The organism is Bacillus sp. m3-13 (assembly GCF_000175075.1).
In the GTDB taxonomy this organism is placed as follows: domain Bacteria; phylum Bacillota; class Bacilli; order Bacillales; family Bacillaceae_I; genus Sutcliffiella_A; species Sutcliffiella_A horikoshii_C.
This window is the reverse complement of sequence record NZ_ACPC01000022.1, coordinates 150,276-172,835: the sequence shown is the minus strand read 5'-3', so window position 1 is coordinate 172,835 and position 22,560 is coordinate 150,276. Positions and strand designations below refer to the sequence as shown.

Here is a 22,560-nt window from a genome sequence, read left to right as displayed (position 1 = left end):
CAATCACTCCTTAATTTGTTTAAACCCTACAGGCATAAAATAAGATAGGTTATCAATAATTTGTTTTCCTAAACGGTACCCAAATGCACTTGCTTGTTCATTTACCAGAAAAGCACCAATCATCATATGGCCATCTTTCCATCCAGATTCTGTTTGAAACGAAATCTTTGGCAAATCAACATACTCTTGGTAGACCTGAACATAGTCAACATAACTGTTGTTTGGATCTTCCTCTACCTTTTCCCCAGAGGGTGCATATATTTTGACAGAATCGCCTTCTCTGCCAAAAGTCGGCTTTTCTACATATTTTTTGCCTGCTGATAGGAAAGGTGTAGGCTCTAAGTAGGTTGCGAGGAAATACTCTCCAATCCACTTATGTTCCTCTTTTGTAAAAAACTCGCTTCTTTGTTCATGAAGCCCCCAAATAATCGCTTGTACTGCCTTTGATTGTAAAAGAAAAGCACTTAATGGGTTGACGATTGCCAGCTTCTTTAAGCGGACCAATTCCAACAACTGAAGGCCTACACTCGCACCAGTCTCGGCATCCTTATCCAAAATGAGCGACTCTATCGGGAATGTCTGGCGATACAAGACATCAATCTTTCTTCCTTCTTCATCCAACAAAGCTTCGCCTTCAATAATTTTTAGCTTGTGCAGGGGAACATATTGGGATGGGAGTCTACAAATATCTTTTAAATATAATACCGTTTGCTTATCCTCAAAATTTTCATCATGAGACGTAAAAACAATATTCGGGAACTCCTTTTTCTCCAAAACCTGATAGCTCTCAAAGATGGCATTTTTCACAGACCTTCCTAGACGTTCTTCTTCTTGGCAATTAGGGTCTACCCTACCAAACTCTTTACACACTTCCCCATTCATTTGAAATAACTCTTTAATAAAGGTGGGCGTGTCACTATTAATCTCCAATACTTTATATGTATCATTTGTTTTAACAAGGTCCACCCGGGATATAATGGACTCCGCCACTATCCCCTTGATCGATAGGTATGGAATGGTCTCTAATGGGTAACCAAGTTCGAGAAGAGTTTCTTCCTCCAGTCCCCGCAGTAGCTTCGCCATTTTCGAGAAAATACGTCCCACCCTATTGGCCACATTCCGAATATCCACTGCCTCTTCCGGCTCGATTTCGTATACAGAATAGAGGGCATACTCTTGCTCATAAAGATTGCTCCAAAATGTTGGGAACTTTGTGTAATATGCTTGACGCTCTGTTTGATAAACTTGCTCTTTCATCTAACTCATCCTCCACTGTAGGAAGAACCACTACCAAATCCTTTACTCGGCGTTGTGTTGGACTGAAAAGTGGAGCTGTTTCGATAGTTTTTATAGGATGAATCTTTTTTTAAGGAAGATTTACTGCCAAAGAAGCTGCCTCCGTGATAATAGTGGCGGTAATAGCTAGATGAATCATCATCGCACTGATAAACGCCTTCTTCATTATCCCATTCATACTCATTACAGCGATCATCGAACGGCTCTGGCGGAAGCGAACTGGATTCTTCATCACCGGAACCGCAACCAGTCATACCCAAAGCGAATACGGTGGCAGACACACTTGTTTAAAACTTTTTTCGTTTTTGTCATAGGTACTACTCCTTTCTTACATAATGAACTAAACTAATAGTAACAAAAACAGGAAATAATGAGGAGATAAATTTTTTACTAAAATCGAGAGGATGTAGGTTACCCATATGGAACTGATCTATTACTTACACGACAGAGGAAGTTATGAGCCAATATACGAATACAAAAAAGAAAAAATCAGCGAAGATGAAATCTATGCAAGGCAGCTTTGTACTTTTTTTATAAAAGAAGGAATACAATATAAATTATTATGCAATGAGGGTTCCTTAGATAACAATTCTGAAACAATTACGGTGGAAAAAGATGAGGTGGCAAGGAACTTCTATAAGGAAAAATCGTACCCTGCTGGTATTCATATGGAATTTCGCGAATACAAATACCTTCAAGATATGCCAGTCCTTCATACCCAACCATTAGAAAGTCACTGGGAAGCTATCAAATTTTTGTTAAAGGATATCGTTCACCTCCCTGGGATTGGGGAGTGCCATGTTGACTCAACGGAAATTGATGAAGACCGTCAATGCTATGTTTTTTATATAGGAAAGATTGTGAAAGAAACTTAGGGAAATTTTTAATGTACTACTCCTTTTCTGTAAAAAATTGCTATAATAAACTTTATATGATGTGTAAGCAAAGGGGAGAGTCGGATGGCAGAAATGAACGAAAATCCGTTATTAAAAAGCAATGATAAACCGAAGATCAAAGTGGAAAGAAAAGAAGGGGAACCAACCGCCGCTTTTAAAGGGGCAAGTTGGTCAGCTCTTGTGGTAGGTGTTTCCGCTTATTTGATCGGACTGTTTAATGCCGCAATGGAGTTGAATGAGAAAGGGTACTATTTTGCTGTACTGGTATTCGGCCTGTATGCAGCCGTGTCCTTGCAAAAAGCGGTGCGAGATCGGGAAGAGGACATTCCCGTTTCCGGCATCTACTACGGACTCAGCTGGTTTGCCCTTGTTGTTTCCATTTCGTTAATGGCAATCGGGCTCTATAATGCCGGAAGTATTATTTTAAGTGAAAAAGGATTTTACGGCATGTCATTTGTGCTCAGTTTATTTGCAGCCATCACCATTCAGAAGAATATTAGAGACACGCAAAACGCAAGAGAAAGAGATTAATAGCGGTGGCGGTACTGGAGACTTGTTGTGGAGTCAGACAGTACCGTTTTCTATTTAGCTCCAAATAGTTTAAAATAATCAGATAATAGGGTGTAATCTGGTGAAAAGTTAACCTGAATTATGATATGATAGGGATTAGGATGGACAAAGTATGTTTCTAGGTAGCGTTATGCCTTTAGGATGCTAGAAGCAATAGCGCCTGCTCTTTTTTATAAATTTAGGGGATGTGTAATGATGAGCAACATGCAGAATAAAACAGACGTTATCTTAATTGGTGCCGGTGTCATGAGCGCGACTTTGGGTTCGTTATTAAAGGAAGTTCAACCGGATTGGGAAATTAAAGTGTTCGAAAAGCTAGCAAGTGCAGGGGAAGAAAGCTCGAACGAATGGAACAATGCCGGGACGGGACATGCAGCCTTATGCGAGCTTAACTATACGTCATTAAAAGCCGACGGAACCATGGACATCAGCAAGGCAGTAAAAGTGAACGAGCAGTTCCAGCTTTCACGCCAATACTGGTCCTATTTAGTTAAACAAAACCTAATTAGCAATCCACAAGACTTTATCATGCCAATTCCACATATCAGCTTTGTGGAAGGGAAAGAAAATGTCACGTTTTTGAAAAAACGTATGGAAGCGCTATCAGCAAACCCGCTGTTTAAAGGAATGGAATACTCCGAAGATCCTAAGAAGCTCAAGGAATGGATGCCTCTTATGATGGAAGGCCGCACCTCAAACGAGCCGATTGCAGCAACGAAGATCGACTCTGGAACAGATGTGAATTTCGGTGCGTTGACGCGCATGTTATTTGACCATTTGGAGAAAAACAACGTAGAAGTTCATTATGAACATAGCGTGGAGAACCTTAAGCGTGCAAGCGACGGTTCTTGGGAATTGAAGATTCGTAATGCCAAAACTGGTCAAGTTGAGTACCACCATGCCAAGTTCGTATTCATCGGCGGGGGTGGCGGAAGTCTGCCATTATTGCAGAAAACCGGTATCCCGGAATCGAAGAATATCGGAGGTTTCCCGGTTAGCGGACTGTTCTTAGTATGCAACAATCCAGAGGTCGTGGAAAAGCATCACGCAAAAGTATACGGAAAGGCAAAGGTTGGCGCGCCGCCAATGTCGGTACCGCATCTTGATACGAGATATATAAATAACAAAAAGACCTTGCTGTTTGGACCATTTGCCGGGTTCTCGCCAAAGTTCTTGAAAACCGGCTCCAACCTGGACTTGATCGGCTCCGTAAAGCCATATAACGTCATGACCATGCTTTCTGCTGGATTCAAGGAAATGGCCCTGACCAAGTATTTGATTCAACAGGTGTTGTTATCCAATGAAAAACGCATTGATGAGTTGCGCGAATTTATCCCGAACGCGAAAAGCGAAGATTGGGAGATTGTCGTTGCAGGTCAACGCGTTCAAGTCATCAAAGATACGGAAGCTGGCGGCAAAGGAACGCTACAATTTGGTACGGAAGTGGTTAGTGCATCCGATGGCTCCATCGCCGCATTGCTGGGTGCATCTCCAGGAGCTTCCACAGCCGTCCACGTCATGCTCGAAGTATTTGAAAAATGTTTCCCAGAGCAAATGTTTGAATGGAAAGAGAAAATTCAAGAAATGATCCCGAGCTACGGCGTATCTTTAGTAGAGAATCCAGCGCTATTTGATGAGCTTTTCGCCTCCACAGCGAAAACCCTCTTTCTTAGTGAAGGGAAGGGGCAAAAGGCGCTTTCCTTTCACTAAAATAAGAATAAATGGAAAAACCTTTGATCCTTTTGGGGATTGAGGGTTTTTTGTTTTGGGGTTTTAGGGGGCCTTATGGATAGCAAGCCGGAACTTGTGGAGCGGAAAACTTGAGTTGGAGATTCTAACTTCTGTATGCTAAAGGTACTAACTTACGAGAGGATGTTGTTTTATGAAAACAGGTAAACGACTTAGAGACCATTGGAAGGTGCAATATAAAAATCCCGGCTACCCGCATGTTCAGCAAGGTTGGATCCTGCCTCCCGACCGCATGCGCGAATACGACCCATTCATTTTAATGGCGGACGATTGGTTTAAACGGGGAACCTTCTCCGACCACCCTCACCGAGGTTTTCAAACTATTACTTATGTAGTGGACGGAAGGCTCGAACATACTGATAATCAGGGCGGTCACTCTGTGCTGCACGCTGGCGACGTTCAGTACATGAATGCCGGAAGCGGCGCCCGCCATGCAGAGGAAGCGGTCGATGAGGATGTCATTCATACGCTGCAACTCTGGCTCAATTTGCCGAAGAGCTTGAAACAAACGGAGTCCTCTTATCAGAATGTATTTTTGGAAGATGCCCCTTTGGTAGACTTGGCTGGTGGTTCTTTACGAGTTTACTCAGGAAGCGCAGAGGGCGTGACAGGTCCGATGAACTCATTAGTTCCTATTAATATGTTTGAGCTTTACTTGCGAGCAGGTGAACGATACTCCTTGGAATTGCCTGCGAACCATAACGGTCATGTTTATATGCTACAAGGCGAGATGACTTTTGGTGGTGAGGGAGGCGTGACATTAGGGAAAACCGAGGTGGGACTGTTGTCTTACGATGAGGTCGCTGATGACGGTGCGGTGAATTTGCTGGAAATAACGGCGGCTCAGGAGCGGTCTAGGGTGCTTATTTATACAGGTAAACCTATTGGCGAGCCGATTGTCGCGAGAGGTCCTTTTGTGATGAACACCGAGGAGGAAATTGTGGAGGCGTTTGAGGATTTTAGAGCGGGTAGGTTTGGTGGGCGGGTGTAGGTGATGGTGGGCTTTAGGTAATAGAGCCAGTCTCAATGCCCGAACGCCGAGCAACGGCATGGAAACGGTAACAGAGAGGTCCTCTCAAGGCCCGAACGCCGAGGAGCAGCAGAGAAACGGTAACAGGGAGGGCCTCTCAAGGCCGGAACGCCAAGCAACGGAAGGGAAACGGTAACAGAGAGGGCCTCTCAAAGCCCAAACGCCGGGGAGCAGCAGAGAAACGGTAACAGAGAGGGCCTCTCAAAGCCCGAACACCGAGCAACGGAAGGGAAATGGTAACAGAGAGGGTCTCTCAAAGCCCGAACACCGAGCAACGGAAGGGAAATGGTAACAGAGAGAGCCTCTCAAAGCCCGAACACCGAGGAGCAGCAGGGAAACGGTAACAGAGAGGGCCTCTCAAAGCCCGAACGCTAAGCCACAACAGCGAAAAGGTAACAGAGAGCGGCTCTCCATCCCCTGAAGCATCACCCCAGAATTAAAACAGGTAACAAAAACAGATCACTCAAAATAACTCCATCTATTACTTCCTTTATTGTTCATATGTTTATCTAGTATGCGTCTTATTGTTTTTGGGGATTTTATCTCCTTACACCATTCATGAATATTCTTTGTAGAAACAGGCCTATCCGGAAACAACATCCTAAACTCCCCCACATGCCGCAGCACAACCTCCTCAAGCGTCTCCACCCTCTGACACCTCACACACCGCGCAGAACGCCCCTCCACAAAAACAGACAGAGAGACACAGCTCGCACACACTAGCCCTTTCCTAACCTGATCATAAGAATACTCCGGTAAATTCTTAAAAGGAGAGTCCGCGATATGAAGAGAGGTTAGTTTCTCCGCAAGTGAAGTGTGCATGCTATTAAGCTTAAAAGAAGCATCCGTTTGCAAGCCTTTAAGGTATCTGTTTATTTGGGTTGGGTGAATAAATGGTTTATCAGGAGGTGATTGATACAGGGTGAATTCGGAGTTGATGAAGACCACGGAAGCGAGTATGGGTATATTGAATTCATAATTATTCAGCAATTGGCGGAGCAACGAGTTGCAGCGGTTCAGTTGGGTCAAAGGGTTGGTGATTTCTACGGGCTTAGAGTGCGACTTAAAGTACATGTGGTCGGAGGAGGCGTCATAGATGTAATCCCCTTCAAAATTCTTCACTTCAAAAAGATAAGCATTCCGAGGAGTAATAATAAGCGAGTCAATCTGAAAAGTAGTGTTATTATGCTTAAGCAAGAGGTCATTTACCACCAGATGGTGGCCATCCACCTTTTCGGTCATAACATCAAACATGCACTCTCCTTCATAACCTTTCTCCATATTCCACAAGTATTGCTTTTCTTGCTCAAGAAGCGTCATTCGCGCCCCCAGAGCTAAATAGAATTGCATTTCCGTCGACCTTGTTCTTGATTTAACTAGCATATCCCACATCCTTTTCTCAGAGTCTACTTAACTATAACAGTTCCAAAGCACTAATCACACAATTTTCAATAAATTAGCCGCGGTCCCGTTTCCTTATTTTACCCTCCCCCTTTTAACTAAATTAGATAGTCTAATAAAGCCCTTTCAGTTATGATGAATGCAGTATGTTTTATTGGAGGAACTGAATGATTAAATTAATGGCAGATTCAACTTGTGATTTATCAAATGAAGTGTTGGAGATGTATGACATTAGTCTGGCACCCTTAAGCATAAATATTGATGGAAAAACATATAAGGATCGAGTGGACATAGAGCCGAATGAATTTTACGGAATGATGGAGGCGCTTTCGGAGTTTCCGACGACCGGGATGCCGAGTCCAGTGGAGTATTTGGCGATTATGAACGAGGCTGTTGAAAGTGGTTATAAAGAAATCCTGTGTATTTGCATGTCGAGCGGGACAAGTGGCTCCCACCAGTCAGCTGAATTAGCGAAAGGGTATTTCTTTGAGGAAAATCCGGACTCACCTGTAAAAATTCATGTGGTAGATTCGAAGTGTATGAGTCATGGTAGCGGCTGGCTTGTGCTAAAAAGTGCGATGATGCGAGAGAGCGGCGCATCATTTCAGGAGTTAGTAGATTTTAATGAAAGTCACAAAACCAATGTGAAACATTTCCTATCTGTAGATGATCTGGATCATTTGATCAAAAGCGGCAGGCTGACAAATGCGAGTGCATTTCTTGGAAAGCTACTGATGCTGAAACCGATTATGACCATGAAAAATGGCAAAGGGGCCATCGTCGCAAAAGAGAGAGGCTTAAAGCGTGTTCTCAAGCATTATGTAGAAGAGTTTATAAAACGTAATGACGAAGCGGTGACGGACTTTATCATCATCGGGTATACGTCCGATGTCAAAGTTGCCGAAAACTTAAAAATAAAGATAGAAAACGAAACAGACTTCACAGGTACCATCCACATCATGCAGATGGGAGTATCTGTTGGTACACATGTTGGACTTGGAGCTCTTTCCCTCTTTTTTATGGAAAAAAAATAACCTAGAAACTAAACCACCTGCCAAAAAGGTGGTTTTTTCGTGTGTGAATTTTTATCCTTATCGGTTTTATGGTAGTGTTAGTATATCAAAATAATAGTTAGAATTTTATAAAAGGGGGTTTTTCCATTGTCGTCAAAACAGAAGAACACGTACACAGACTTACAAAAACCGACGAAGAGTAATTGGAGTGTCCTGCTTGGAGCGGCATTCCTGATGGGATCATCTGCCATCGGACCAGGATTTTTGACGCAGACGGCTGTTTTTACCGAACAACTTTTAGCTAGCTTCGGCTTTGTCATTTTAATGTCGATTATCTTAGACATCGGGGTACAGGTAAATGTGTGGCGAATCATTGCCGTATCTAAAAAAAGAGGCCAGGATATAGCGAACATGGTCTTGCCCGGGCTTGGGTATTTCCTCGCATTTGCGGTCGCTTTAGGCGGTCTGGCCTTCAACGTTGGTAACATTGGTGGGGCGGGCCTTGGAGTAAACGTACTATTCGGTATCGATGTGCGGATTGGTGCTGTCATCACGGCTGCCATCGCCATAGGAATTTTCTTATCGAAAGAAGCAGGAGTGGCAATGGATAAGATTGCTCGTTACTTAGGATTGATGATGGTGTTGCTCACGCTTTATGTGGCATTTCAAAGTAATCCGCCTGTTGGTGAGGCTGTTTTCCGTACATTTGCGCCGGAGACGATTGATGTGTTTGCAATCATTACCCTTGTAGGGGGAACAGTTGGCGGCTATATTACATTCGCTGGTGGACATAGACTGTTGGATGCAGGAATCAGCGGTAAAGAAAATTTGCACCAAGTGACGAAGAGTTCGGTATCTGGTATTGTCATCGCATCCATTATGCGAATTTTCTTGTTCCTTGCTGTGCTCGGAGTGGTTGCAACGGGATTCAAGCTAGATCCAAACAATCCGCCGGCATCTGTCTTTATGGAAGCGGCCGGAATGGTCGGTTATAAAATGTTTGGTCTGGTGCTTTGGGCTGCGGGGATTACATCTGTTGTCGGGGCCGCATATACATCCGTTTCTTTTTTAAGAACATTGTCTAAAAAGATTGATCAGAATAACTCAAAAGTCATCATCGGATTCATAGTTGTGTCTACGATTATTTTTGCTTTTATCGGCGAGCCGGTTCTGTTGTTGATTTTGGCTGGTGCGTTTAACGGGCTTATTTTACCTGTCGCACTTGGAACGCTATTAATTGCGGCATATAAAAAAGAAATCGTCGGAGATTACAAACATCCGCTATGGTTGACGATTTTTGGTGCGATTGTGTTTATCGCAACAGCTTATTTAGCAGGAGTCACCTTGATTAATCAGGTGCCGAAGCTATTTTCCTAAAAAAGACTTGAGGGGGAAACCAAGTTGAAGATTGAATTTCACCCACTGGGGGATACAGGTTTACAGGTTCTTTTTGGGTCCGACATATCAGTAGAAACAAATCAAGAGATCAGGCTGTTTGCAGACCAACTTAAGAAGCAAGAGATTGATGGCGTGATTGAGTGGGTGCCGGCTTATACAACACTCACTATTTTTTATCAACCAGATAAAATCATATATAAGGATTTGTGCAAAAAGCTCGAGGACATACAGGCGAGATTGCAAAAAGAAGACGTACCATCCAACTCTATCGTTTACGAAATCCCAGTTCTGTACGGAGGAGAGGTTGGTCCTGACCTGCCTGAAGTGGCAACCCATAATGGTTGCACAGAAGATGAGGTTATTTCTATCCACTCTGCTCAGACCTATCTCATTTACATGATGGGATTTGTCCCCGGTTTTCCTTACTTAGGCGGGATGCCAAAAGAAATCGCTACGCCAAGGCGTGAGAACCCGCGTGCGAAAATTGAGGCAGGTTCTGTCGGGATAGCAGGGGAACAAACTGGTGTTTATCCATTGGAAACTCCAGGTGGCTGGCAGATTATCGGGAGAACACCTGTAAAACTTTATGATCCGGAGAGGAAGGAGCCAATCCTTTTATCTGCTGGGTCATACATCCGCTTTGTTCCTGTTAATCAAAAAGAATATGAAGAGATAGAAGAAGCCGTCACACGTGGAGAATTCAAGGTGAAGAGTTATAAAAAAGGGGGAGCACACGATGAGAACCGTTGATTTAAACAGTGATTTAGGGGAAAGCTTTGGTGCCTATACAATTGGAAATGACGAGGAAGTACTTCAGTATATCTCTTCAGCTAATATCGCCTGTGGTTTTCATGCTGGGGATTACAACGTTTTGATGAAAACGGTTCAGAAAGCTGCGGAACTTGGAGTCTCCATTGGAGCGCACCCGGGTTTTCCAGATCTTGCGGGATTCGGCCGACGTGATATGCACATGAGCAAACAGGAAATCTTCAACCTTGTCGTTTATCAAATAGGGGCAATTCAAGCGGCGGCTAGAGTAGCTGGTACACATGTGCACCATGTAAAACCGCACGGCGCTTTATATAACTTTGCTTCCAAAGATGAGATGGTAGCTACTGCGATAGCGGAAGCAGTCCACGCAGTCGATCCGAAATTAATTTTATTCGGCCTAGCTGGAAGTGAACTTGTTCGGGCAGGGGAAAAAGTAGGATTAAGAGTGGCACAGGAGGTTTTCGCTGACAGGACCTATCAACCAGACGGAACACTTACTCCAAGGTCCCATGCGAATGCGATGATTCATGATGCGGACCTTGCTGTGGAACGGGTGCTGAGAATGGTTACGGAAGGGAAAGTCCAGGCGGTTAATGGAGAAGATATTTTTATCCAGGCAGATACCATCTGCGTGCACGGAGATGAGCCGGAAGCGTTGGAATTTGTACGAAAACTAAGAGAAAAACTTGAGGAAAACGAAGTGGTAATTCAAGCTTTTGGGACGGTGGATCAACCATGAGCAGTCCGCTTTTTCAAGTAATGAAACCTGGCCTACTTACGACTATCCAGGATTTGGGTCGGACAGGCTATCAAGAGTTCGGGATGGTGGTTGCCGGTGCCATGGATGAATACTCTCTTCAGATTGGGAACCTTTTGGTTGGAAACGATAAAGGAGAAGCTGCTCTCGAAGTCACCATCATGGGTCCGGAATTAAAGGCGCTTGAGGATGTGGTGGTTGCCATTTGCGGCGGCAATCTATCCCCGAAAGTCAATGGCAAGCAAGCACCTATGTGGAAGAGTTTCAAGGTGAAAAAAGGAGAGCTAATTGAGTTTGGAAGGCCGGTGGAAGGAGCGCGTGCCTACATTTGTGTAGCTGGTGGGTTTGATGTCCCAGTCGTAATGGGAAGTAAGTCGACATACTTAAAGGCGCAAATCGGCGGATTCCAAGGCAGGGCGTTGGAAAAAGATGATGTTTTGTACGGAGAACCTACGCTTGAGGCAACAACAGGTCGTTCTATCCATCCTGACAAGATCCCATCATACAAAAAAGAGATGGAAATCCGCGTATGCCTTGGGCCGCATCTTGATGCTTTTCACGAATCTTCTGTAGAAATGTTTTTGTCCTCTACATATGAAGTTACGCCACAATCCGATCGCATGGGGTACAGATTGAAAGGACCAAAAATCGAACATAAAACTTCTGCAGATATCATTTCAGAATCAATTCCTTTAGGTGGAATTCAAGTGCCTGCAGATGGAAGTCCGATTCTTTTAATGGCAGATCGTCAGACGACTGGAGGTTATACAAGGGTTGCAACGGTTATTTCTTATGACATTCCGCTTTTAGCGCAGGCTCAGCCAGGCACTTCTATCCGATTCAGGGAAGTGTCTGTGGAAGAAGCACAAACATTGTATCAAGAAAGAGCCAAGTTTTTCAGCGTTCTCGGAAAAGTGACATGATAATAGATTCTTAACTTTACAAAGCATTAGGGCAATTCAAGCCCTGATGCTTTTTATAATGGGCAAAAAATTAAGTTATGAGGGAGATTGAAAAACATAGTATAGGTAGTAAGTAGTAGTACTGGGATTTTCATAGCGAAAAAAAGGGGGAGTTCAGTTGATAAACAGCTATACCAGATTTGCAGCGACACTCTTGTTTCTACAAATTGCTACCATCATTCTTACAGGATTATTTTTATTACGCCATTTTCCCGTCATACATATCTTGAACGGCGTAATTGCACTTATTGTGGCTTTATTACTTTTCTTTATAAAATGGAAGTGGACACCGCTCCTTGGCATGCTTTACGGCGTTTTGTTCAGCATACTAACCGTTCCCTCTTATTTTATCTCTATGTTCAGGCATATCGACCCAGAGTACAATGCTATGCTGGAAGCAAGCAATCCTTTCTTTGGTATCAGTACCCTGACTGCCCTTTTGGTACTTGGTATTTTATTTTTTTCGACTGCCGGATTAGTCGCAAATCTTCGTCAAGCCCAACAACCTCCTGCGTGGTTTCCAAAAGTAAGAAGCGCCATTTACGGGGCTACCATCTTGGGGCTTTTGATAAGTCTATATCTCCAGCAACATTGGGTAACAGGAATAAACGCGACAGCTATGGAAAAGTTGCCGATCATTGTGATGAAACCAGACTCGGTCGAACCGGAAAAGATAGAAGTGCAGGCTGGGGAACCGTTAGTATTCCACATAAAAAATCAATCGGAAAATAAATGCCACATTCTTCAGTTTCCAGAGTTAAGCGAAAGTGTGCATATGGAACAGGGGCGCTCTGGCTTAATTATTATAGATCCGGAACCAGGCACATATACGTATGGATGTAAGCCGCACCACGGGTATATGAATGAAAATATTAAGGGTACTTTAATCGTGAAGCCAAGATAGGTCAAAACGGATTTCTGGCACTAAAAAAAGCTGCCTCCCAAAATTAATGGAGGCAGGCTTTTTTTATAAAAGATTAGTTCGCTTCTCCAACGGTGTTCTTCACACCTTTTTCCAGTATTCCCGCGCTTCCAGAAAATCTGTAGCGCAAGCATAATACCGAAAGCGATGAATCCGAAGATATCTGTATTGGCTTCAGGATAGATTAGAAGCAGCCCTGTAGACACGGTGATAATACGCTCGATCCAGTGAAGCTTTCTATACCAGAAGCCGATAAGGCCGGCACCAATAGAAATCATCCCAACGATAGAAGTGACGAGAATCCATGACACCTCTGGAATAGTAGTATCAATCATCAATAAACTGCGGCTGGAACACAAACATATATGGAATGATGAACGCAGCAATAGCCAGTTTAGATGCATTGATCCCTGTACGGATCGGCTCCCCTTTAGATATACCTGTAGCAGCAAATGCGGCTAAGGCAACAGGTGGGGTGATATCTGCAACAATACCAAAGTAGAACACAAACATGTGCGCTGCAAGAACTGGAATCGCAACTTCCAATTGATCATTAAGCGCTAAAATTGCAGGTAGTGCAATCGTAGACGTAATGATATAGTTTGCAGTCGTCGGTGAACCCATTCCCAAGATGATAGATGCAATCATCGTGAAGAAAAGCGTTAGTAGCAGTAGCAACGTTGGCGTGGATGTGATGGCAGCAGCCATACTTACAAGACTATTTCCCAGTTTGAGTCCTAGACCAGTTTTCGTTACAACCCCAACGATAATACCGGCGCATGCCGTAGCAGCAGCAACACCAAGCGCAGTGCGTGCTCCATTTGTTAGAGCAAGAATAAATTTAGCTGGCGTAATTCTAGTATCTTTTCTAAATAAACTCACGATGATTGTACTTAAAATACCAAGTAAAGCCGTTCTCTCAATACTGAAACCTTGGAACAATAGGACAACAATCACGATGATTGGCAGTAAGAGGTGAATCTTTTTCAGTACTTCCATTTTCTTTGGTATTTCTTCCTTCGGTAATCCGAGTAACCCTTGTTTTTTCGCTTCTAAGTGGGTCATAATCCAAATTCCGGAGAAATATAGAATAGCAGGGATGGTTGCGGCTTTAGCAATTTCCCAATAAGGAACACCTGCAAATTCAATCATCAAGAAGGCGGCCGCTCCCATTATTGGCGGCATGATTTGTCCACCGGTGGAAGACGCTGCTTCTACGGCTCCCGCGAAGTTACGATGATAGCCTAGTCGTTTCATTAATGGAATCGTATAAGATCCAGTCGTTACTGTATTAGCAACAGAGCTTCCGGAAATCGTTCCTTGCAAAGCACTAGAGAAAATAGCAACTTTTGCAGGTCCACCTGTACGTCTTCCTGCTAGGGAAATCGCCAAATCATTGAAGTAGTTCCCAACCCCAGTTTGAACCAAGAACGCACCAAATAATAAGAATAAGAAAATATAGGTGGATGATACCTGTAATGGCGTACCAAGGATCCCATCTGTTGTAAAGAACATAGATTGAATCAATTGTTCGAGACTAAGTCCTCTATGAATCAGCATTCCTGGCATGTAAGGGCCGAAAAGCGCGTAAACCATAAATACGACGGCGATAATGGTAATCGGCAGGCCGATGGCACGTCTTGTTGCTTCAATAACCAAGAGGATGGCCAAGCCACCAATAACAGCTTGTGCGGAAGTGATGCTTCCAATTTGTTGAACTAACGTGTCGTAGTAAACAGGCCAATATCCGCATACTACAACGGTCAACCCTACTAAAATATAATCATACCAAGCAATTTTTGTTTTGTTTCCGCCTTTTCTGGCTGGAAATAGCAAGAATATCAAAGTCAAAGCAAAACCTAAGTGAACCGTACGTTGCAGGTATGCGGTAAGCTGACCAAATATTCCTGTGTATAGTTGAAAAAGAGAAAAGGCAATCAACATAAAGAAGACAACTTTTGCTGCGTAACCGGTAAGGTTTCTTGTTTGTGCATCCGGATCGTACTTCTCTAGCAGCTTTTCTTGTTCTTCAGCCGTTAATTCCTGTCGGTCGTTTTTATCACTCATGTATTTTCATTCCTTTCATATACTGCCATAATGTCAACTCTTCTACTCTTACATTATACCAGTCTCCTGGAGTAAAGTATTCGTTAAACCATACCATCTTTTCTCCATTCTCGCCCCAGGCAAGGCGGTTCTTAGAAACGGTCTTGCCGTTTCGGACATTCATGGAGGAGAATACGTTATTTAAATCTCTTATATGATATTTTCCATCTTCATATACAAATTCTTCTCCCTCTTCCGCATTCGATGGCATGCCTATCCCGAATTCTTCGTAAATAATTTCTGTTTGTACGATGTGGCGATCATCTCGCACCCTATACTTTTCCACTACATCTGTTAAATGAATGGAGTGTGTAAAGATGATTTGAAATGTGTCCTCTTCATCAATGGGAAGGAATGCTTGTATTTGTTCGGTGTTTTGTACATGGAAAACTAGCGCGGTTCGAAATGGGACCAAAAAAAGGCCCAATAAGAGTAATACGGTTGTAGAGGATAAAATAATGGCAATCACTTTCTTTTTCATGGTAACCCACCTAAAAAATAGCTATTAGCAGCTCATAAATAAAAAAGAAGGACCGACAGCATAATGGAAATTAAGTGTCGGCCAATCTGGTCCTGTTCATTTTAAATTAATCTAATAGACCTTCTTCTTTAAAGTACTTTTCAGCACCAGGGTGGAAGTCGATACCGATTCCGTCCGTTGCTGTTTCAATTGTGATGAATTCACCCTTAGCGTGGGAAATTGCATCTGTGTTTTCATAGATTGCTTTTGTGATTTTGTAAACTAGGTCTTCAGAAAGATCTTTGGATACTGCTAACATCGCAAGTACCGCTACTGTGTTTACTTCATTTTCCATGCCATACGTTCCAGCTGGAATTGTATCAGCAGCATAGTAAGGGTATTTTTCTACCAACTCATCTACTTTTTCTTGAGAGATTGGAACAATGCTTACAGGGTTAGTAGCGGATAAACCGTCAACCGCACCTGTTGGAGTACCAGAAGTGATGAAAGCCGCATCGATGTTACCATCTTGGATTCCACCAGTAGACTCACCAAAGTCTAGGTTTTGCGCATCGATATCATCCATTGTCATGCCGTGGATTTCAAGGATTTGCTCTGCGTTAATGTAAGTTCCTGACCCAGGAGCACCAACAGAAACTTTCTTCCCTTTTAGATCTTCTACACTAGAAATTCCAGAGTCAGCAAGCGTTACAATTTGAACGGTCTCAGGATACAGAGATCCAAGTGCCAATACATTATCAACCGCTTTCCCTTCAAATGCGTTTGTACCTTCTACAGCATTAGCCATAACGTCTGTTTGTACGAAAGCGATTTCTGCTTCACCCTCAGCTAAAGCTACTACGTTATCAGCAGAAGCATTGGAAGAAACAGCGTCCGTTTGGATACCAGTCTCATCAGTAATTACCTTTGCCATTGCGCCACCAAGCGGATAGTATGTACCACTCGTTCCACCTGTCAGCATGCTCATTAACTTCGGATCTTCGCTGCCGCCTTCTCCGCTAGAATCATTATCTCCGCCGCCACATGCAGCTAAGAATAATGATAAAACTAGAACCATAGATAAGGCTAGGAAACTATTCTTTTTCATCGAACTCCCCCTAAATATTAATTTAACATCTCTTATTTTACAGATATTACGGAGATTTATCAAATGTTAACCCAGTATTTAGGGGGTTTTCTGTTATAATCACGTATTCTTGTGTTTTTGTGTGCTACTACACTTTGACTCTATCATGATAAAATAAAGCAAAAATAAATGAGTGGAGTGTGCGCGATTTATGAAAATTACTAATATCCTTTTTACAGGTAGGTTGGTAAAAGACTTGGAGAGGTTACTTAATTCGGAGGAAATGTTGAAGGGCAGGGGTGTGCGGTTCGTAGCTGATGAGGAGGTTTCATCGGAGGACTTAGATTGGGCGGATGCTTATGTGGCATTTCATCCGGTGGCGCACTTTCAGTTTGGAAACTTGAAGTGGGTGCACTCACTCGGTGCCGGGGTCGATCGTTACATGGCACTTGGTGATAGATGGCCAGAAGACGTCCTATTAACAAGAACGATTACTTCATTTGGAAGGAAAATTGGGGAGTATGCGCTTAGTTATATGTTAAATGAAACGCAACTTCACGATAGGTTTCGAGATCAGCAGGGGCGAGCGGAATGGAAGATGGTGTCCCCTCGTGCGTTGGATGAGATGAAAGTAGTCGTTTTCGGCACAGGAGAAATTGGCCAGGAGTTGGCTAGGATTCTAGGATTTTTTGGAGTGCAGGTGGATGGTGTATCGCGTAGTGGGGCAGATAAGGATTACTTTTTTAGGGTCATGTCATTGTGTGAGGTTGATGATAGTAGTTTTACGGAGGCGGACTTTATCATCAATACCTTGCCGCTTACGAAGGAGACGGTGGGATTGTTTGATGAGCGTCTTTTTGGTTGTATGAATCAAGCGGTGTTCATCAATGTGGGAAGAGGTGGGACTGTGGATCATGGTGCCTTGTTGAACGCATTGGATAGTGGGGCGCTTAAAGAGGCGGTTCTAGATGTATTTGAGGAGGAGCCGTTACCTGCTGACAGTCCATTGTGGAACCACCCAGGTGTAACGGTTACCCCGCATATTTCCGCAATCACGACGCCTGAAGAAGCGGTGGTGTGTTTCTTGGAGACGTTGGAGGCTGTGGAGAGCGGAGGGGAGTTGCGGAATCGGGTGGATGTTGGGCGGGGGTATTGAGTATGTGGGGGAGAGAGAGCGTCTCAAAGCCCGAAGCAAGAAGTGAAACGTCTAAACGGTAACAGAGAGAGCGTCTCAAGGCCCGAAGCAAGAAGCAAAGCGTCTAAATGGTAACAGAGAGAGCGTCTCAAGGCCCGAAGCAAGAAGCGAAGCACTCAAACGATAACAGAGAGAGCGTCTCAAGGCCCGAAGCAAGAAGCAAAGCGTCTAAATGGTAACAGAGAGAGCGTCTCAAGGCCCGAAGCAAGAAGCGAAGCACTCAAACGGTAACAGAGAGAGCGTCTCAAAGCCCGAAGCAAGAAATGAAACGTCTAAACGGTAACAGAGAGAGCTTCTCAAGGCCCGAAGCAAGAAGTGAAGTTCTAAACGGTAACAGAGAGAAGCTCCTTATTGCCTCCCTCCCCCAAAAACCCAAAATCGAGGTTTCATTTTCCAAATAATGTGCTATTTAATAAGTAGTTCTTTTCGTCCGGTAGGGTGTAAATCGACTTACATAGCCCGTTGAAACACAAATCTCACAAAATAGTATAAATTACCCATCTCAACCTATGCAAAAATAAATAGTTTTCATCATTTTGGTATTTTTCTTCCATGTTATAGTAAAAGGTATTGAGAAATAAACAAAACCCAATCAGCCTCCACCATTGAGGCTCACTAAAATAAATACATTCCTTATGAGGTGATGAACTTGTCTATTGCATATTACAATGCTCTGCTCAGGGAAAAGCAGCAGCACCTTCAGCGTCTTCAAGAATGTCAAAGTCAACTGAGGGGCAAACAACAGGAGTTTGCCAGTTTTAGAGCTTCTGTCACACGTCCCGAACTTTCCTCGTTTACTTGGCAGGGGACACTTGCCAACCGATTTGAAGACATCCGGACAAATGGAATGCTTCATTATTATTCAGAAATGGAGCAAAGCCAATTCAGGTCGATCTTCTCAGGTATCGAAAATAAAATTCAACAACTTCATCGTGAAATCAACTCACTAAAACAGACCATCGCTTCATTAGAGTTGCAGCTTGCAGAAGAACGGGCTGCCAATAGATACAATTAAACAAATGGAGGTCTCCATATGAGTACAGAAATCAAAATAAAGAAAAGTGAGATAGAGCAAGCCCTATCACAAATGAAATCCTCCTCAGAAGCTCTTCCATCCTCTTTCCCCTCTTCAATTGGAAGTGGCAACCGTTTAGATGTCGTCAATAAATTATCCGAAATTAACCGCATATTAGAACAACTGACAGAAAACTATAAGGCCCTCTTGCTTCATAACGAAGAAATGACGAGACAGTCTGTAGAACAGATGGTGGAAAAGGATCAAGAGCTGTCTTCCAAGATGCTGATTCGGTAACTGGTTTATATGTTTAGGACATAACTACAAACCACAAAAAAGCAAGGCTACCCTAAACTTAACTCATCAGAGGGAGCCTTGCTTTTTGATATTCAAAATGACTTTAAGAAACCCTCTCCCGCCTAACCAACCTCTCCCTTTTCCCTCTAAACCAGTTATAAAACTCTCCGGCTTCGTCTTTTGACACTCCATTTAGTTCACTGATATGAAGCGGGTTTGCACGGTTCTGAAAGTACAAGGTGGCAATTCCAAATCGGCGTTGCAGCCAGGAATGTTCGACAGATACTTGTTGGATACGGTTGTAGTGGGTGATGAATGTTTCGTTTGTAAGTCCGCCTTTTCGGATTTGAACGGTGTTTCCTTGGCGAAGGTAGCTGGTGAAAAAGTAATCAAGTACACGTGTTACCAGTGATATAGCAAAGACAATGCCTGCTACCCAGAGCCATTCTTTTTTGAACATGAAAAGGCCGACCGCTGCAATGATTGTAAAATAGTAGGGTACCAAGAGCTTGTACCATAGCACTTTGATTGGAAAACGTTCCATTTTCTCTTGAATGGGATATTGAGGTAACAGTGTTTCTAGCAACAAGTACGCCTCGTGTTTTGGCATGAAAGGGTAGAGGGAGCTTGTTTCTTGCTCTTCTATTTTCAATTCACCGACACTGATGAGCTTGATGGATGCTAGGCCAAGCAGGCGTTTTACCAGTGATTGTTCCACAACAATAGCTTGAACTTTCTCTTTGGAAATGGCAAAGCTGCTTGTGCTTCCTACCCCTTTTTTTATATAGATACGCTTGGAGTCATCGCTAATTTCGTAATTTCCATACTTGATGGTTGTCTGCAAATAGCCGATTCCGACAGAGATGACCATGGCCAGGACAAAGAGGATGATCAACATCCACCAATGCAGAAGCAGGTAGTCAAATGCGCCTTCAGCAGTGTCCTCGATATTGAAAAAATCGGCAAGGTTGAAGTAGATGGTTGTTAGCAAGGGGAAGATAGCCAGAAAGCTCAATGATGTAAAGGAAGCCTTCAGTAAATCTTTTTTGTTAGAGCGGAAGTGAACCGTCCTCTCGCTACCATCCTCTACCTCATCTTGGTCAGCTTCCCCTTCTGAAGGAGCTTTATCTAACAATCTTGAAAGGATTCGTTCTTTTTCAGAGACGGTCAAGACCGGGAAATTCACAGCGGAACCTTCTACGGTTGTTCCTGTTTCCAAGGTCAAAGAAGTCAGTCCAAACCATTTATGGATAAAGGTTGTCTTTGAATGGTGATTCTGAATTTTATCAAAGGAAACGGTACGCTGTTCTTTAACGAAAACTCCTTCTTTAAGCACAAAAGAATCCCCAATCACTTCGTATCGGTAAAGAAACCATTTCAGAACGATGACAATCAACGTCCACGCAATACCTATCACGAATAGGTAACGTCCCCATACAATCCAGTCGGAAGAAGAATTGATTTTTAACACAAAAAGAAAGAGGAAGATGGCGATGGAATTTTTCATTAGAGCAAAAAGCTCGACTGCTATCCAGGCCGGATGAAACCTTTTGACTTCCTGAGACATTATTCTTCCTCCCTTTCTGTCAGGTCGCTTTCTTTAACTTTTGCTAGCTGTGCAATCTCTGCTTTTAACCGTTTGGCCTTTTCTGCAGGGATAGCAGGTATGGTGTGCTGAGTCGTAGTGGTGCCTATTATCAAGTTGAAGAGTTCAAATTTCCTCATGATCGGACCCTGCTCGGTTCGGACAAACTCCACTTTTTCCATCGGGACCAATGTATGACTTTCATTCCACTTCCCGTTTTTCATTTGGACAAAGTCTTCATCAATCTCATAACGCCAAGTCTTTTGAAGAAAAACAGGTTCAATAAAGATAGAGTAAATAGCTGATAATACGATAATGCCAAAGATTATATACACAGTAACCTGGATCCAACCATACCATTGGTAGTGCTCGCTACAATATAGTAGGATGCCTAAAACAATGATGGCGATACCGTGCCCAATCGTGTTGGAGATACGCCACACTTGTACAGCTTGATTTGCGATTTTTTCGCTTGGTTCTTTGATGGTCATATACATTATTCTCACGCTCCTACCCTTTATACGAAACAGGCATAAAGATAGTTTCAACAAAATAATTTGTCTGGTTAAGGAGAACCTGAAAAGGGAATAAAAAGCAAAACGGCTTAAATAGGAGGAGAAAGAATGTTACTGAAGTATTTTTATGACGAAGGTTTGGCGCAAGCTTCTTACATGGTTGGCTGTCAGGCTTCCAAGGAAGCATTCATCATTGATCCGGCAAGGGAAATCCTGCCATACATGGAGGCTGCAACAAAAGAGGGGCTTCGGATTGTGGGAGCGTTAGAAACCCATATTCATGCTGATTTTGTGGCAGGGTCAAGAGAATTAGCGAAACGCTTAGGTGCGAAAATGTACCTCTCAGATGAAGGAGATAAGGATTGGAAATATGAAAATATCGAAGGTCTTTCTCATCAATTGGTAAAAGACGGGGATGAAATAAAACTTGGGAATATTTTGTTTCAAGTGTTGCACACGCCAGGTCATACACCGGAAAGCCTTTCTTTTTTAGTAACAGATGGCGGAGCGAAGACAGAACATCCGATGGGTATTTTTACAGGTGATTTCGTGTTTGTAGGGGACGTAGGCCGGCTGGATCTTTTAGAAAAATCTGCTCAAAAGAAAGGTACAGCTGATAAGGGGGCAAAAGACATGTATGCCTCTTTAAATAAATTTAAGGAGCTCCCAGATTATGTTCAAGTGTGGCCAGGTCATGGGGCGGGAAGTGCTTGTGGAAAATCGCTGGGTGCCATTCCTTCTTCCACTATTGGCTATGAAAGAAGAGTAAACTGGGCATTTCAGCACGATGATATTGAGAGCTTTGCATCTGAGCTGTTGGAAGGACAGCCGGAACCTCCGAAGTATTTCGGCATTATGAAGAAAGTGAATAAAGTTGGGCCCAACTTCACCTTAGATCTACGAAAACCAGAACGATTGGATGACATAAATATTTTAATGAAGAAAATAAAAGAAGGGGCACAGGTCATTGATACACGGGAAGCGGCCTTCTTTTCAAAAGAGCATATAGAAGGAACCATTAACATCCCATTTAATCAGGCATTTACTAATTGGGCTGGTTGGATCATCAACTATGAACAGCCACTTTATTTGTTGACGAACCCTGATAAGCTTGAGGAAACTCAGAAAACGCTTCAGTCCATAGGGATTGATAATCTCCACTATTACATGGATGTGGACCTTGCCATTCGCATGACATCAGATCTGGAGTCCTATCATGATATTACACCGAAAGAGGCGAAGGAGTTACTTGATGAAGGTGCACAAGTCATTGATGTAAGGCATGATTCAGAGTGGGAAAGTGGACATATTGAAGGTGCAAAACACATCATGCTAGGCACCTTGCTTGATAGGTTGGAAGAGGTGCCGGAAGATCGTCCTCTTATTATTCAATGCGGGTCTGGTGTTCGGTCAGCAATTGCCATAAGTTTGCTGCAGGCAAAAGGGGTGAAGGATGTCCGTAATATGCTAGGCGGCTATGCAAGATGGCAGAAGGATATGCAATAAAATGGATGAAGGTGTGACCTTTAAACAGG

At 43.2% G+C, this 22,560-nt stretch carries 21 protein-coding genes and 1 pseudogene; 14 read left to right on the top strand and 8 right to left on the bottom strand.

What is annotated here, in order from left to right:
- Positions 1 to 3 precede the first annotated feature (3 nt).
- Positions 4 to 1,257, bottom strand: coding sequence for a glutathionylspermidine synthase family protein (locus M313_RS0116415; RefSeq protein ID WP_010197792.1), 1,254 nt, complete (start codon positions 1,255 to 1,257; stop codon positions 4 to 6).
- Positions 1,258 to 1,262: 5 nt separating this feature from the next.
- A complete protein-coding gene (locus tag M313_RS0116410) occupies positions 1,263 to 1,577 on the bottom strand; it encodes a hypothetical protein (protein ID WP_010197788.1) in 315 nt (104 codons plus the stop codon).
- A gap of 138 nt (positions 1,578 to 1,715) precedes the next feature.
- Here M313_RS0116410 and M313_RS0116405 point away from each other — a divergent pair, with 138 nt between their 5' ends.
- The 4 genes from M313_RS0116405 (at position 1,716) to M313_RS0116390 (ending at position 5,502) form a co-directional block, all read left to right on the top strand.
- Complete coding sequence (locus M313_RS0116405) at positions 1,716 to 2,171, top strand: hypothetical protein (RefSeq protein ID WP_010197786.1); 456 nt, start codon at positions 1,716 to 1,718, stop codon at positions 2,169 to 2,171.
- Between the two features lie 84 nt (positions 2,172 to 2,255).
- The gene (gene yiaA, locus M313_RS0116400; protein WP_010197783.1) at positions 2,256 to 2,723 is read left to right on the top strand and encodes an inner membrane protein YiaA; all 468 of its coding nucleotides are present in this window, start codon (positions 2,256 to 2,258) and stop codon (positions 2,721 to 2,723) included.
- 234 nt (positions 2,724 to 2,957) lie between these two features.
- On the top strand, positions 2,958 to 4,472 hold the full coding sequence (locus tag M313_RS0116395; protein WP_010197781.1) for a malate:quinone oxidoreductase: 1,515 nt from the start codon (positions 2,958 to 2,960) through the stop codon (positions 4,470 to 4,472).
- Positions 4,473 to 4,644: 172 nt separating this feature from the next.
- A complete protein-coding gene (locus M313_RS0116390; protein WP_010197778.1) occupies positions 4,645 to 5,502 on the top strand; it encodes a pirin family protein in 858 nt (285 codons plus the stop codon).
- Between the two features lie 498 nt (positions 5,503 to 6,000).
- Here the strand turns inward: M313_RS0116390 and M313_RS0116385 are convergent, their stop codons facing one another.
- On the bottom strand, positions 6,001 to 6,891 hold the full coding sequence (locus M313_RS0116385) for a nuclease-related domain-containing protein (protein ID WP_234946578.1): 891 nt from the start codon (positions 6,889 to 6,891) through the stop codon (positions 6,001 to 6,003).
- Positions 6,892 to 7,109: 218 nt separating this feature from the next.
- Here M313_RS0116385 and M313_RS0116380 point away from each other — a divergent pair, with 218 nt between their 5' ends.
- The 6 genes from M313_RS0116380 (at position 7,110) to M313_RS0116355 (ending at position 12,747) form a co-directional block, all read left to right on the top strand.
- Complete coding sequence (locus tag M313_RS0116380) at positions 7,110 to 7,976, top strand: DegV family protein (RefSeq protein ID WP_010197774.1); 867 nt, start codon at positions 7,110 to 7,112, stop codon at positions 7,974 to 7,976.
- A 213-nt stretch (positions 7,977 to 8,189) separates the two neighbouring features.
- Entirely contained in the window at positions 8,190 to 9,332 is a 1,143-nt protein-coding gene (locus M313_RS0116375; RefSeq protein ID WP_083800965.1) for an NRAMP family divalent metal transporter, read from the top strand.
- Positions 9,333 to 9,356: 24 nt separating this feature from the next.
- Positions 9,357 to 10,103 carry a 5-oxoprolinase subunit PxpB gene (gene pxpB, locus M313_RS0116370; RefSeq protein ID WP_010197769.1) on the top strand — a complete coding sequence of 249 codons (747 nt, stop codon included), beginning with the start codon at positions 9,357 to 9,359 and terminating at the stop codon, positions 10,101 to 10,103.
- Positions 10,090 to 10,863 (top strand): LamB/YcsF family protein, encoded by a 774-nt coding sequence (locus tag M313_RS0116365; RefSeq protein WP_010197768.1) that lies wholly within the window; start codon positions 10,090 to 10,092, stop codon positions 10,861 to 10,863. The genes pxpB and M313_RS0116365 overlap by 14 nt, the downstream gene beginning before the upstream one ends.
- Positions 10,860 to 11,804 carry a 5-oxoprolinase subunit C family protein gene (locus M313_RS0116360; protein WP_010197767.1) on the top strand — a complete coding sequence of 315 codons (945 nt, stop codon included), beginning with the start codon at positions 10,860 to 10,862 and terminating at the stop codon, positions 11,802 to 11,804. Before M313_RS0116365 ends, M313_RS0116360 begins: the two co-directional genes overlap by 4 nt.
- A 157-nt stretch (positions 11,805 to 11,961) precedes the next feature.
- Positions 11,962 to 12,747, top strand: coding sequence for a cupredoxin domain-containing protein (locus M313_RS0116355; RefSeq protein ID WP_010197766.1), 786 nt, complete (start codon positions 11,962 to 11,964; stop codon positions 12,745 to 12,747).
- A gap of 20 nt (positions 12,748 to 12,767) precedes the next feature.
- On the opposite strand, the pseudogene M313_RS23880 reads toward M313_RS0116355, so the two are convergent.
- The 3 genes and pseudogenes from M313_RS23880 to M313_RS0116340 form a co-directional block, all read right to left on the bottom strand.
- Positions 12,768 to 14,832 (bottom strand): annotated as a pseudogene (locus tag M313_RS23880) (TRAP transporter permease).
- A complete protein-coding gene (locus M313_RS0116345) occupies positions 14,825 to 15,352 on the bottom strand; it encodes a DUF1850 domain-containing protein (protein ID WP_010197765.1) in 528 nt (175 codons plus the stop codon). The pseudogene M313_RS23880 and the gene M313_RS0116345 overlap by 8 nt, the downstream one beginning before the upstream one ends.
- A 106-nt stretch (positions 15,353 to 15,458) precedes the next feature.
- Positions 15,459 to 16,439 carry a TAXI family TRAP transporter solute-binding subunit gene (locus M313_RS0116340; RefSeq protein WP_010197764.1) on the bottom strand — a complete coding sequence of 327 codons (981 nt, stop codon included), beginning with the start codon at positions 16,437 to 16,439 and terminating at the stop codon, positions 15,459 to 15,461.
- 190 nt (positions 16,440 to 16,629) lie between these two features.
- On the opposite strand from M313_RS0116340, the gene M313_RS0116335 reads away from it, so the two are divergent.
- From M313_RS0116335 to M313_RS0116325, 3 genes are all read left to right on the top strand, one after another.
- The gene (locus M313_RS0116335; RefSeq protein ID WP_010197762.1) at positions 16,630 to 17,574 is read left to right on the top strand and encodes a D-2-hydroxyacid dehydrogenase; all 945 of its coding nucleotides are present in this window, start codon (positions 16,630 to 16,632) and stop codon (positions 17,572 to 17,574) included.
- Between the two features lie 688 nt (positions 17,575 to 18,262).
- Entirely contained in the window at positions 18,263 to 18,628 is a 366-nt protein-coding gene (locus tag M313_RS0116330) for a YwqH-like family protein (RefSeq protein ID WP_010197760.1), read from the top strand.
- 18 nt (positions 18,629 to 18,646) lie between these two features.
- Positions 18,647 to 18,925 carry a YwqI/YxiC family protein gene (locus M313_RS0116325; protein ID WP_010197758.1) on the top strand — a complete coding sequence of 93 codons (279 nt, stop codon included), beginning with the start codon at positions 18,647 to 18,649 and terminating at the stop codon, positions 18,923 to 18,925.
- A 103-nt stretch (positions 18,926 to 19,028) separates the two neighbouring features.
- On the opposite strand, the gene M313_RS0116320 is transcribed toward M313_RS0116325, so the two are convergent.
- Complete coding sequence (locus M313_RS0116320) at positions 19,029 to 20,492, bottom strand: PH domain-containing protein (RefSeq protein WP_010197756.1); 1,464 nt, start codon at positions 20,490 to 20,492, stop codon at positions 19,029 to 19,031.
- A complete protein-coding gene (locus M313_RS0116315; protein ID WP_010197754.1) occupies positions 20,492 to 21,007 on the bottom strand; it encodes a PH domain-containing protein in 516 nt (171 codons plus the stop codon). Before M313_RS0116315 ends, M313_RS0116320 begins: the two co-directional genes overlap by 1 nt.
- Positions 21,008 to 21,133: 126 nt before the next feature.
- Between M313_RS0116315 and M313_RS0116310 the strand changes: the two genes are divergently transcribed.
- The gene (locus M313_RS0116310) at positions 21,134 to 22,531 is read left to right on the top strand and encodes an MBL fold metallo-hydrolase (protein WP_010197752.1); all 1,398 of its coding nucleotides are present in this window, start codon (positions 21,134 to 21,136) and stop codon (positions 22,529 to 22,531) included.
- The last annotated feature ends 29 nt before the right edge of the window (positions 22,532 to 22,560 follow it).

Coding starts and splice junctions, on each gene's coding strand:
- M313_RS0116415 (WP_010197792.1), bottom strand. CDS start 1,257: ATGAAAGAGCAAGTTTATCAAACAGAGCGTCAAGCATATTACACAAAG.
- M313_RS0116405 (WP_010197786.1), top strand. CDS start 1,716: ATGGAACTGATCTATTACTTACACGACAGAGGAAGTTATGAGCCAATA.
- yiaA (WP_010197783.1), top strand. CDS start 2,256: ATGGCAGAAATGAACGAAAATCCGTTATTAAAAAGCAATGATAAACCG.
- M313_RS0116395 (WP_010197781.1), top strand. CDS start 2,958: ATGAGCAACATGCAGAATAAAACAGACGTTATCTTAATTGGTGCCGGT.
- M313_RS0116390 (WP_010197778.1), top strand. CDS start 4,645: ATGAAAACAGGTAAACGACTTAGAGACCATTGGAAGGTGCAATATAAA.
- M313_RS0116385 (WP_234946578.1), bottom strand. CDS start 6,891: ATGCAATTCTATTTAGCTCTGGGGGCGCGAATGACGCTTCTTGAGCAA.
- M313_RS0116380 (WP_010197774.1), top strand. CDS start 7,110: ATGATTAAATTAATGGCAGATTCAACTTGTGATTTATCAAATGAAGTG.
- M313_RS0116375 (WP_083800965.1), top strand. CDS start 8,190: ATGGGATCATCTGCCATCGGACCAGGATTTTTGACGCAGACGGCTGTT.
- M313_RS0116365 (WP_010197768.1), top strand. CDS start 10,090: ATGAGAACCGTTGATTTAAACAGTGATTTAGGGGAAAGCTTTGGTGCC.
- M313_RS0116360 (WP_010197767.1), top strand. CDS start 10,860: ATGAGCAGTCCGCTTTTTCAAGTAATGAAACCTGGCCTACTTACGACT.
- M313_RS0116345 (WP_010197765.1), bottom strand. CDS start 15,352: ATGAAAAAGAAAGTGATTGCCATTATTTTATCCTCTACAACCGTATTA.
- M313_RS0116340 (WP_010197764.1), bottom strand. CDS start 16,439: ATGAAAAAGAATAGTTTCCTAGCCTTATCTATGGTTCTAGTTTTATCA.
- M313_RS0116335 (WP_010197762.1), top strand. CDS start 16,630: ATGAAAATTACTAATATCCTTTTTACAGGTAGGTTGGTAAAAGACTTG.
- M313_RS0116325 (WP_010197758.1), top strand. CDS start 18,647: ATGAGTACAGAAATCAAAATAAAGAAAAGTGAGATAGAGCAAGCCCTA.
- M313_RS0116320 (WP_010197756.1), bottom strand. CDS start 20,492: ATGTCTCAGGAAGTCAAAAGGTTTCATCCGGCCTGGATAGCAGTCGAG.
- M313_RS0116315 (WP_010197754.1), bottom strand. CDS start 21,007: ATGTATATGACCATCAAAGAACCAAGCGAAAAAATCGCAAATCAAGCT.
- M313_RS0116310 (WP_010197752.1), top strand. CDS start 21,134: ATGTTACTGAAGTATTTTTATGACGAAGGTTTGGCGCAAGCTTCTTAC.